Origin of the sequence: Clostridium sp. L2-50 (genome assembly GCF_000154245.1) — a bacterium.
GTDB lineage: Bacteria > Bacillota > Clostridia > Lachnospirales > Lachnospiraceae > Coprococcus.
Map to the genome: position 1 here is coordinate 288,666 of NZ_DS480316.1, position 12,430 is coordinate 301,095.

Annotated in this window: 7 protein-coding genes; 1 reads left to right on the forward strand and 6 read right to left on the reverse strand. The window is 33.3% G+C overall.

What is annotated here, in order from left to right; genetic code table 11:
• Positions 1–24: 24 nt before the first annotated feature.
• The 4 genes from CLOL250_RS04590 to CLOL250_RS04605 all read right to left on the reverse strand — a co-directional run bounded on the left by CLOL250_RS04590 (position 25) and on the right by CLOL250_RS04605 (position 3,287).
• Entirely contained in the window at positions 25–792 is a 768-nt protein-coding gene (locus CLOL250_RS04590; RefSeq protein ID WP_008400990.1) for a Fic family protein, read from the reverse strand.
• A 187-nt stretch (positions 793–979) separates the two neighbouring features.
• On the reverse strand, positions 980–1,495 hold the full coding sequence (locus tag CLOL250_RS13265; RefSeq protein WP_008400992.1) for an ATP-binding protein: 516 nt from the start codon (positions 1,493–1,495) through the stop codon (positions 980–982).
• Positions 1,496–1,511: 16 nt separating this feature from the next.
• On the reverse strand, positions 1,512–2,420 hold the full coding sequence (locus CLOL250_RS13650) for an AAA family ATPase (protein ID WP_008400993.1): 909 nt from the start codon (positions 2,418–2,420) through the stop codon (positions 1,512–1,514).
• A 135-nt stretch (positions 2,421–2,555) separates the two neighbouring features.
• A complete protein-coding gene (locus tag CLOL250_RS04605; RefSeq protein WP_008400995.1) occupies positions 2,556–3,287 on the reverse strand; it encodes a hypothetical protein in 732 nt (243 codons plus the stop codon).
• A 241-nt stretch (positions 3,288–3,528) separates the two neighbouring features.
• Here CLOL250_RS04605 and CLOL250_RS04610 point away from each other — a divergent pair, with 241 nt between their 5' ends.
• Positions 3,529–5,436, forward strand: a complete 1,908-nt coding sequence (locus CLOL250_RS04610) for a hypothetical protein (RefSeq protein ID WP_008400996.1) — start codon at positions 3,529–3,531, stop codon at positions 5,434–5,436.
• A gap of 120 nt (positions 5,437–5,556) precedes the next feature.
• On the opposite strand, the gene CLOL250_RS04615 is transcribed toward CLOL250_RS04610, so the two are convergent.
• Complete coding sequence (locus tag CLOL250_RS04615; RefSeq protein WP_044945003.1) at positions 5,557–9,666, reverse strand: AAA family ATPase; 4,110 nt, start codon at positions 9,664–9,666, stop codon at positions 5,557–5,559.
• A gap of 467 nt (positions 9,667–10,133) precedes the next feature.
• Entirely contained in the window at positions 10,134–12,413 is a 2,280-nt protein-coding gene (locus CLOL250_RS04620; protein ID WP_008400998.1) for a DNA gyrase/topoisomerase IV subunit A, read from the reverse strand.
• Positions 12,414–12,430: the final 17 nt, after the last annotated feature.

Consider the following 12,430-nt stretch of genomic DNA (forward strand, 5'->3'; position numbering starts at 1 on the left):
GCATATAATAAATCTAATTGCTGGTTATTCTAAGTTATTATCAAAGAAATAAGATAACTTATCTCTAAATTTATCCTGTTCCCTCTGAAATAAAGCAAGAAGCTGTGTCTCATCTCCACTTTGTGCCATTTTAATTGCGTTTACATACTCTATTCTTGCTGTTTCACTGATTATAAAGGGGCATATATCATTGTGTAATGCTTCACGAAATAAGATTAATCTTCCCACTCTCCCATTACCATCCTGAAATGGGTGAATTTTCTCAAACTTTGCATGAAAAATAGCTAATGCTCTTAAATCAATTTTACCTTTAGAATATTCTTCTAAAAGATTTTTCATTATAATTGGTACATCTTTGGGAAATACTGTTTCTGTATCACCAACTATATTTGCTCTCTTTTTATACTCACCGATAGCATACCCATTTAAACGATCTTCAAAAACACCAGCCTTTAAACAATAGTGAAATGCTTTTATAATATCTTCCGTCAATGCACCATCTATAGTTTTAATCAGATGATTAAAAGCCAAAAAATGTCCTTGTGCTTCTTCTACATCCTTCATCCGTACAACAAAACCATTTGCATCTAAAGTCTTTGTATCAAAGATTAAGCTGGTCTGATCTTCTGTTAATGTACTTCCCTCTATGTGATTTGAACTGTATGTCATTCTTCTCTGAATATAACCATAAATACCATTCTTATATTGCATTGTAAATTCATCATTCAAAGCATTTCTAAGTTTGGAACATATTTGTATATCATCAGAATTAAATATATTTAAGTTCTTCATAGAAAATCCCTCCAAATTAGTATAGATTCAGCATTCTAAATGATGCTCTACATTTACAAACAAATATATAAAAATAGCCGCTTTATAAACTAAGCGGCATCTAATTGCACTCATCCTTATGATTGTATTAATTATACAATTTTAGCATTTCAATGTCAATTTAACGCTAATCTGCAATTACTCAATGTCAATTAGACGCTGATCTCATATTTATTACATCTGATAAAAACTCATTTGTTTTTAATACGACTTTTTTACATCCCTTTTGCTTTTTTAACATATCAATCCAATAATCCCAATTTCCTATAAAAACCTCTATAAAATCATCTGTATTTCCTCGTTTTAAATACCTGTTTCTGTATTCATCTTTCAATTCATATGCCGGAAAAACAAGAGTGAATGGAAGATTATCACAATATAGCCAACTCATTATTTGTATATCAGTTGGAATCAAAATTATTTTATTAGACTCCGCTTTGCAGAGTGATAAAAAATTATCATAATATTCGTATCGCCAGTTAGGATTTAAAATTAGTTCGGAAGCAGCTTTAATAGTTTCATCATTGTAACTGTCACTGATTTCTTTTAAATTAATATACTTATAAGGCATAATGTTTAGATCAATAACATTTGTATTTTTTTTAGCAAATGTTGTTTTACCTATACCTGAAAAACCTGCAATTATCATTTTATTACCTGCCATTCAAATTTAATTTATATTACTTTTCTGGTTCAAGCAAACTTTCCGGTTCGTTTTTTATTCGTTGCCAAGTTTGTGCTTCTTTCTCTGTCAAATTTCTTTCAATGACAATGGAATTTTCCTGTTGATATACTCTAAAAAATAATGTATCAGTTAACAGACAATTTCCACAAGTACGAGGACCTAATAAACCAAATGTGCCAATCTTAGGTGGGTAGTCCCATCCCGCTTCAAAAGCCTCTTGTGCGGTACAAAAAATCTTTGTACCACAAACTTCACAATAATGCCAGAACGGGCGAAAATTCATACTTTCAAACAATTCTAAACGTTGTATATCTTTTTCTTTCTTTTGTTCCATTTGTTGTGCCTCTTCAGCAAGTTCTTTGTGGGCTGCGTCAATAATTTCAGGCTTAGAAGCATCCATTCGCAATCTGATATTGCCATCTATAACCTCATATATTTTATCAAAGCCTTCGCAGACATTAGGAAATTCTATTTCTTTTGCATTGGATTTTAACCACTGGACAGAAGAATCTAATTTTCGTTCGTTTATATATGTATTCCAAACAGAATCGCTCGGACACATCACATATATCTCAATAAATATATCTTTAAATTCATTACGAATAATATCTATATATGATATTCTACGCTTTGCTTTGTATAAAGTTTGTTCAACTACTACATTTTTATCTTCTTGCAATGCTTTAATGATATCTAATAAAAGGTATTTATTTGCTCTGTGCAAGCATAGACGTGCTTGCTCAAATGGGATAAATTTATCATTCCCCAATTCTTTATAAGCTGCTTGCTGATAATCGTATATATTTAATTTTACAGTGCTTTGATTTCCAGAAAAATGATTGTTGATAAAAGTTGTTTTTCCTGAAGCTGTAGCACCTATAACAAAAGTAACTGTCCTGTTCATAAAAATACTCCTTGTCTTTCTAATTCCAGAAATTTTTTACTATATAAATATTTTTCATTTCTAATTTCTAATTTCTATTATTATTTTTCTCTTCGAAACCGCACTTATATGAGAATCATAATAGAATTTTAAGTATTACCATTCACACGTCTCGATATGGTGTTCACCTTGTTTCTTTACTATAATATCTTCAATCTCAGTATTGTGCTTATTCGATTTAATAAGTATCCAGTCATCAAAATAATAATATATCTTTTTATATTTTTGATAAAATTTTATAATAGACAATTTTCCATCTATACTTATTTCTCTTTTTATATCGTCAATGTCATAACCTTCATCTTCAATATATTTTATAAAATCCCGATCTGTTTTTCCGTAATTATTCAAAACATATCTTAGTATTTTATCTTCAACTTTTCTCAAAAAATTAAACTCGTACCCTGCTTCATCCAAATTCTCTTCTATCAACTTTGTATGTATTTTTATTCTAAATGGACCAGGAACTATATAATACCACACATGATCCAAATCATAAAAATATCCATAATCAATAAATGCTATTTTATCAAAAATACATCGTTCCGTATTGCCTAGCCAAAAAGGGTCTCCAGTAAGCTGATGTGAGACCGACCAATGATAATCCCCATATTCACTTCCCTTTTTCCCTATCAGTCTAGTCTGTCCTAAATTAAAAAGATAATCAACATCCTTAGGATCCTGATACCAGGAAAGGAGTCGTCGACCTACTACATTAAAATAACCGCCATTACCACTCCATCCATACTGAACATGTCCATTATCCAGCCTCCTTGCAATAATACTTATATCTCCCATATTGTTTTGTTCCTTCTTTTTATTACTCAATAAATAATTTGTCAAAAAAACGATTATTTATTTCTCGAAAAAATGATATAAATTTTGATAAAAAAAGTATATATTAAATCGTCTTTCTATTCCATCCCTTACAAGTACCAACTTTTTTCGAAACACCTATTTATTTTCATAACCACAATAATTGAACATACTATAACATTATGTTATTCTAAATCTGAAACAATATTAGCATTCTTTACATATAAAGATATAACTAACGAGGAAATTTATAATGGACAAAGAAAAAACACAACTTTATGAAACGGACACTGTTAAAGAAGAAAATGGAAAGGCACTGCTCATTTTACTTCATACAATGTTCTCTCATTGGGCCATAGACTCGATAGAATCGTATAAAAAGCTTCACCCAAATTCAGAAAATTCGCAAATTCCCCAAATAATAAGTTTCTCAACTACTATTGATAAAAATGCACCTGCAGATGGAAATACTTTTTATAACATTATTGATCTGCTTAATGCAAAGTATTTTACAGACAATGAATGTGATGCCACCACAGGTGACCTATATACATTTATTGCAGAAAATATTTATACTTATCTTCTGAGAACACGAAGTAAATGTAGTTCAGAAATTTCCCATACATTACTATTGGAAGATCTCGCAGATGGTGTAATATACTATCCTTATCTACCTAGAGTTAAAGGCACAGCAAATACTTCCTATTCAGAAAATGCATTATCAGCCAAAACAACCTACGGAAGATATACTGCTGAAATAATGACAGCTTTAACGGGTGTATTTTACACAACTTTAGAAGACCAATTTAAGGGTAAAATCATTGAATGTGATGCTGCCCTTATAACGCTTTTGGCTCCATATATAAAAAAACCAAAACGCTTTTTAGAAAATAATAACAATTATACAAAATCCGAAAAAAAAGCTATAATAAATTTAAACAAAAATCTTCGTTTAAAGAACATATCAAACATGAATTTGCTGTCTTACTATTATAATAATCCGGAGTTAATTATAGAACAGCTTCTTTTTACTGTTAGACGACTATGGAGTAAAGAGATACCTATAAATAAGAGTCCCGAACAGCTTTCTTTATTTAGCTATGTTGAAAAATATAGTGAATTAATAAATGCAATAACCGACAATGCCAATTCCGTGAGTTCAACAGATAAACAAAATAAGTACTATCCGATGTTTGCTGATAAAAATCCAGACATGCTAAATAAATACTGCAAAATTACAGCTATAAATATTGCCATTTATCAAATATATAAATATTTACATATTCTGATAATGCCGGAAAATTTTTCTTCTGTTAACGCATACACCAGAAATAATAGTTATAATACATGTATACATAAAATAATCGCACAATTTCTACTCATAATATATGTTGAAAAAAAGGGATTCGAGGGAATAGATATATACAATAAACTTACTAACTCTCCGCCTTACGAACTCTGCCATCCTTTTATAGCACTTGGTAACAACTATAAAGGAAATCATCCACAAAATTATAATAGCAGGATAAAATTTTATGACCATACCCGCGATTACGATATTATGGATAGTATTCTCGAAAAATATGATACTATATGTTACCAAACAGCAATGAAAACATTTCAAAAAGGAGTGGATGCTTCTTACATAAATTCTGAGGCATATATAAATGAAGCTGAAAATATTGCCAAGACTATAACTAAAGATTATAAATTTGATAAAGAAAAATATAGGTTATTTATAAAACTATATTTTAGAAAATTTAACAATATATTCTTCATATCAAATTTTCTTAATGAGAATGTTCTTAATAAAAAAGATCAAAAGCCGGAAAATAATATCCAAAATGCTCTGGATTCTCAAGATAAAGCTGAGGTTCGAAAAGCTCTATGGAATTTTATAGGACTCTACGGACATTATATGAATAATAATTGTCGTTACTGCAATCATTACTCTAAAATAAGAGCCTGTGAATTAAATAGCGACAAAAACAGGATTCAAAACAAGGACGCAAAAGACATACGCGAATGGGAATATAATATTGATGGTTGTAACTGTGGTTGTAACATCGGAAAAAAATTGGCTGAAATAGAAGATGCTCTATATGACCTGTATTCTATGTTTAATTTTCCGAACAAAAACGATTCTCTATCTAGAAAATAGATACAGTCAAGCGTGATCCCGTAAAAATACGCTCTTCCCTAACAGTCATACAGACCTGCCAGGGAAGAAAAACATGTATCTTTTCCTATCATCATAGGACGTATAGCTTTTTTACGGTTTTTATTCACTTCCTGTCTTATTTATATTCTCAAACTCTTTTTTAAACTCTTCTCCTGTCATAGTTTCTTTTCCATACACTATTTCAGCCATTTTTTCGATAATGTCCTTTTGTTTTTTTAATTCTTCTCTGACAATTTCCAACTGTGTTCTCAACAGATTTCTGACTTCAAGATCCACATCATATCTGAATGTTTCGGAACAATCATATCTAGAATTGCTGCCAAGAAAATTAGTTGAATCATTCTTAACAGCCATAATTCCTATTTTTTCAGACATTCCATATATAGCAACCATGTCTTCTGCCAGCTTTGTAGCACTCTGAATATCCTGAGCCGCCCCCACAGATATATCATCACCATAGAACAATTCCTCGGCAACTCTTCCTCCCATAAATACTCTGATCTGATTAATATAGTCTTTTTTGGTCCAAAGAGAATTATTACTACTCGGTATAACATAACCAAGTGCATTCCCGCGAGGCATTATGGTGATTTTTTCAAAAGGCTCCATGTCTTGTAACAAGCATACCATTGCATGACCGACTTCATGTATTGCAACAGCTGAACAGCCTTTATTTTCTTTATATGAAAATTCGTTATCATCCGAAGATTTAGGTTTTTTATCACCGATCTTAAGCTGTTCTATTTTTTCTTTTACTAAAATTTCAAATACTTTTATTTTTATTATTAGTTTAATTCGATCTTCAAGTTTTAAATCATCAATTCTGCTTTCAATTATCTCATTATTTTGAGCTGACGTAGATTCATCATTCTGCAATTGAGTTTTTTCTGTAACTTTATTAATTAGGTTCTGCAATTGAGCTTTTTTTGCAGCTTCATTAATTAGGTTCTGCCATTGAACTGATGGTATAGGTGAATTAAAATCAATTGCAGCTTCATTAATTAGATTCTGCAATTGAGCCGGAGTAAACGACTTTGTTGCATCGGCGATAGCTCCAAGAAATTGATTAAAAGTCTCATTTTCATCATCGCTTAGCGCATTTTTAGCCCATGCCAGTTTTTTAACATACAATTCAATTATTTCTTTTCTGTCATCCTCAGTTGGATATGAAACTTCTATATATCTGTCAAATCTACCCGGTCGCTTCAATGCCTCATCAAGGCTCTCCGGAGCATTCGTTGCAGCCATTACAAATATATTTGTCCTCTGTTCAAAACCATCCATCTCTTTTAAAAGCTGAAACATAGGCTCAGGATTGCTGGAATACTCTCGTTTTATTCCTATGGAATCTATTTCATCAATGAATATAATAGCAGCATCATAATCATCGGCTTCGGCAAATAATTCCCCAACGAGTTCCGGCGTACGAAGTTCCGTACCAAGCACCGAAATAAAAGCAATCTGCTTATCTGAACTTTCATCTATCAAATTTTTTTGAAACTCGCCGGCAACAGCCCTTGCCAAAAGCGTTTTTCCTGTACCCGGAGGTCCAGCTAACAAAGCTCCCTTCGGCACATTTATTCCACGTTCACAATAATCTTCATGGTTTATAAGCATATTAACAATTGGTTTAAGTTTACCTTTAACGTCATCTCCAATTATGTCATCAAAGGTTGTATCAATATCCCTACTCACTATAAATTTTCTTGATTTTTCATCCTTAGATAATAACGCAACATACTGAGCCTTGATTTCTTTTTTACTCTCTTCTATTATTCTATTTATAATAGCACCTGCATTATCAGATTTTCCAACTTCACGGACTTCACATGTTTCAAAGAACTTTTGAACTCCAGCATAATTTCCAAAGTATTCAGCATTTTCCCTAGCTATAGCCCATGTAAAGTAACTTTTTATGTCGTTTGATGATTCTTTAAATTTTTCCATTAATTCTTTATTGTCCTTGGCAAGCATCTGTAGATTATCGTACAAAGCAGAAGCAATTGGGCTTGGCAAAACAAGCTTAACCATTCGCCTATATAACCCCGGATTTTCACTAAGTGTTCTACGCATTTGATGTTCATATCCTGCCATCCAGATTGGAGGAACTATGTGTCCTTCTTCCTCAAAATCAAATCTTTCCTCCTTATCTTCTCTCATTTTAGAAATAACTGTACGATCTCCGTTCATAATAGGTAGTAAGTATGCTAAAGCCTCACGTCCAAATTGATCCTGTTGTAGAAGATATGCTTCATCTAAAAATAATATTTTTTTATTTTCACTTGCCTCTTTAAGATATTCATATACTTTGGGTATGGTCTGTCCAACATATGCTCCTTTTAAATCTGATGGCGACAATTGTATAATCTTATTTTCTTTATCAATATTATTATCTATCTTGTCTCCATCAAAAAAACAATCAGCTATTCGTTTTGCTATAGTTGTTTTTCCTGTTCCGGGAGCACCCATAATCACAAAATTTGGGATTTTAGGTTCTTTATTCTCCTTTTTAGCTTTTTCCCACTTTTTCACTTCATCATATACCTGAATAGCAACAGCATGATTAGGTGTCAGACCATCAAATAATTTATCTTCAATTTCTTTTATATATGAATCATTTTTATTAAGTGATTTTTTTTTCAAAGCTTCGAGTTTAGATTTAGTACAAAACTCATTTAATAAAGAGACTAATTCTTTAACAATCTCTTTAATTTTTTCCCAGTTTTTTTCAACAAAATCTAGTTGCTTATTAAAGGTCTCCCCAATTTCATTTTGATCTACTATTTTAATTAGATTTTCTATTTTAATTAGATTTTCTAATTCCTGATTCCCATATCGTTCATATGTATATATAATATCTTGAATTGTATTAGATATAGGAATTTCTTGATTTTCATCTATTTTATATATATAGTTAAAAATGCAGTCGCCTATTTTCCCTTTTTTAATTGTGACATCTGAATTTTTTATATCTTTAAAAGATATTTTGATTGTATTTACCTTTTCACGCCATGTATAATCACTCTGTGGTGCATTTATTAGTGGTTCTCCTACATAACTTAAAATACAGTTTTCCTCTTCCATTTCTTTAGAAAACTCGTTGTTATCTCCAAGTTTAAAACCATTTATATCTTTTCCATACTCACAGAAAGCTTTATCCCTACATGATTTTTCAAGGTTTTCATAATTTATAGTTTCGTTTTCTTTACAGTTTCGAATTATTTCTTTTAAATCATCATTAGCATTATCAAACTCAGAATTAAAAATTATCTTTTGTTCTCCATTATAAAAATGATATCGCACATCATAAGCTGTAATAATCGAATCTTTTACCACTATTTTAGGACATAATTTATCTTTGTAGTAATAAAATATCCCTTTACCCAAGTCGTCAGATTTACCTGAAAAAAGCATAATCTGATAATCCATTATGCAATTTTTCATCTGTTCCTGCGTTATTACCGCACATCTTTTGTAATATACTAATTTACGTTTAGGATTTGACAATTCATAATATAAGCATGCACTAGCATCCTCATATATAAAATCAGCTTCTTTCAGACATATAGGAAATCCGATTCGTTTTAAATCATTTCCAGATTTACCCCAAAAGCTCACATAGCCATTATCCCAGTTATTAATTTCGTATTTAGTCCTTTCACTATCAATTTCAAATGTAATTGAAGATTTATTGCCCTCGTCATCGGCCTTGCTAAATGTGATACTTTCTATATTAATGTTCATATCATTAGGTTGTTTATATATAATCCAAAAAACATCCGCTACAATTCTTCTGAAATCTCCTGTATAAAACGCATTAGCGTCTGAACAATTATTTTTAGCTGGATATATTACTCCATTTTTGAGGTTAACTGTTGTGACATGTATTTCATTTCTTTTTAGAGAATATTCATAAAGAAAATCTTCGTCTTCTTTTTTTCCATTAGGTAGACATCCATAGTAAGTCTCACCTTGATCTTTTGTACTCTTATAGAATTGGCGCTTACTCCCTTGGCCTCTATATTTATATAAAAATCTTCTCATTAATTGTGATTCATTCTGTTCACAATTAGATACACTAATTTTAATTTTAATACTTTTGTGTAAATCACTCACATGTTGTTTGTCTACATTCCCATTCTCCATTTTCGCTGCATAATCCATAAATGTGTAGACATACATATTGTCGTTTGTTTTATCTTCTCCCATCGCTACCTCCATACTAATCCTATTATATGCATATTTTCTCTCTGTTCTAAAAAATCAGACCCGCTATGTTTATTCCAAATATTATTTTATATGCATCATTTTGTAAAAGCAATAACTAAATATATTTGTCAAATGAAATCGAAATATTCCCTAATAAATATCATATTTCTCACAGCACTTTACACCATTTAAAACATAATAAAGATGTTTCTAAAAAACTCTCAATAATCTATGTCGAATTCTTGATTGTGCTATTTGCGATATAGTAAAATATGTTAAATCAGATGATGACCAGATATTATAAAAGAGCAAGAGAAACCAATCTCCTGCTCTTATTTTGATGGAATCTAAAAAAAGGCACACCAGATACCTCCGTATCTGATATGCCTTATCCGTACATTCATATTTAATTTGCCCTAATTCTATTTCAGCGCAAATATGGTAATATGCTGCTTTTACTTTCTTCCCTACAACCGCAGCTTTGTTCCTTTACTGCCGCGTTTACATGCTTTGATTCGTGTAAACAGGATCTCTGTGTTATCTACAAAGAAGCTGTCCTTTGTGCTGCCGACTGCTACTTCTTCGATCTCATCATCGTCGGTGATGTTTACCAGGCGGATGCAGCCTGCGCCTTTTCCCTTGACCGGGATCTCGCTGATCTGGATTCTTGCATAGTAGCCAAGCATACTCTTTACAACGATGAAATCTTCCATCTCGGCATCATGGATAAAGATGATATCTTCTTCCTGCTTGGACGCTGCGATCATCTTACGAAGTACATCGTAGTTATTTCCCGGAACCAGCTTTGCCTGACCATGCTTGGTCACAAATAACAGGTTCTTATCTATGATCTGCTCGAGGCAGCACATATATAATATGTTTTCATTTCCATTCATATTGCAGAATTCAAAGATCTGAATACCCTTATCCGACAATCTGCCGATCAGACCGGAACCATTTCCCTTTTTACCGGTATTCTTCTTTGCCTGAAGCTTGATGATATCAGCAACCTTGATCATATACATCTGATTATTATCTGCAAATACACCGACACGTTCTGTGTTCTTACATTTGAATGAGAACCGGTAGTCTTTGTCGATCTGCGCTTTGTTTTTATCATAAAGATTGGCATCAACGACCTTGATATAATAGAAACGATCGAGAAGTACAGCAACCTCTGTCTCGACTGCCTGTGCCTTCTTAACGACAACTTCGCCACAATCTGCGATCACAGTCTTTCTTGGAATCGCATATTTCTCCTTAATCTCTAACATATCTGCGATCATCTGCTTCTTCATATTGCTCTTGCTTTCAAGCAGCTTTGAATACTTCTTGATCAGCTTCTCTGCATCTTCCAGTTCTTTCTTAAGGGCATTTACTTCCAGACCGATGAGCTTCTGTAAACGCATGGCAAGGATCGCATCTGCCTGTTTCTCGGTAAAGCATAAGAACTTTGCATCTGCCTCTGAACCTTTGAACCGGAATGTAATGTTGGAGGTATCTCCATGCATCAGACATGCCTTTGCATCCGCTACCTTCTTACTTCCACGCAGAATCTCTATGATCAGGTCGATACAGTCAACCGCTGTAAGAAGACCGGTCTTGATCTCCCGTACTTCCATCTGATTTTCTAACAACTTCGTGTATTTAGTATTGTATAGTCCGTATTTGAAATCTGTATAGATTGACAGGATCCGCCTCAGTCCCATGACCTCCGGCTTGCCGTCATAAATACAGTTGATATTTACACCAAAGGTATCCTCAAGTCCTGCCTTTTTATATAAAATATTAATGATATTCCGGATTTCTTCATCTGTTGTACCCTTCTTTACATCGATACACAAACATTCTCCGTTCTTATCTCCACGGTCAGCGATATCTACAACGGCCGGTAATTCACGGTTTCTGGTAAGCTCTGCAACCGTATCCAAGAACTTCGCTGTTCCACCGATCATCGTAAACGGGATCTCGGTTACACAGATACTTTTTCTTCCATGACCGATATCACGGATCTCCACCTTACCTCTGACCTTGATCCTGCCAAGCCCTGTTTCATAGACCTGCATCAGATCTTCCTTGGATGCATTGATGATGCCGCCGGTTGCGAAATCCGGTCCTTTCATCACATCTAACAGATTCTCAAGCGGTACTTCCGGATCATTCAGATACATCACGGTTGCATCGATCACTTCTCCGAGATTATGTGTCGGAATATTGGTCGCCATACCAACTGCAATTCCGGTCGAACCACTGACTAGGATATTCGGAACCTGAAACGGAAGAAATGTAGGCTCTGTCTCTGTTCCGTCGAAGTTTGGAATAAACTGATCCTTAAAGAAAGACAGATCCTTCATGCAGACATCCTCGGTATATTTGGATATTCTTGCCTCGGTATATCGCATTGCCGCTGCTCCGGAGCCATCTACCGAACCAAAGTTACCATGCGGATCTACAAGCGGGATCGGAAGCTTCCAGTTCTGCGCCATATTTACAAGGCCTTCATAGATTGAACTGTCTCCATGTGGGTGATATTTACCCATCGTATCACCGACGATTCTCGCACATTTACGATGTGGCTTATCTGAACCTGCCAGACCATTTAATGAATACAGGATACGACGCTGTACCGGCTTTAAACCGTCCCTGACATCAGGGAGCGCACGTTCTGTTATAACGCTCATGGAATAATCTACATAGGATTGTCCCATTTCACTTTCATAATCAACATTTAAGATTTTTTCAGACATAGATTTCCTCTTTCCTC

What these genes read in the sequence shown, in the direction of transcription:
- CLOL250_RS04590 (WP_008400990.1), bottom strand. Translation starts at nt 792, where the DNA reads ATGAAGAACTTAAATATATTTAATTCTGATGATATACAAATATGTTCC.
- CLOL250_RS13265 (WP_008400992.1), bottom strand. Translation starts at nt 1,495, where the DNA reads ATGGCAGGTAATAAAATGATAATTGCAGGTTTTTCAGGTATAGGTAAA.
- CLOL250_RS13650 (WP_008400993.1), bottom strand. Translation starts at nt 2,420, where the DNA reads ATGAACAGGACAGTTACTTTTGTTATAGGTGCTACAGCTTCAGGAAAA.
- CLOL250_RS04610 (WP_008400996.1), top strand. Translation starts at nt 3,529, where the DNA reads ATGGACAAAGAAAAAACACAACTTTATGAAACGGACACTGTTAAAGAA.
- CLOL250_RS04615 (WP_044945003.1), bottom strand. Translation starts at nt 9,666, where the DNA reads ATGGGAGAAGATAAAACAAACGACAATATGTATGTCTACACATTTATG.
- CLOL250_RS04620 (WP_008400998.1), bottom strand. Translation starts at nt 12,413, where the DNA reads ATGTCTGAAAAAATCTTAAATGTTGATTATGAAAGTGAAATGGGACAA.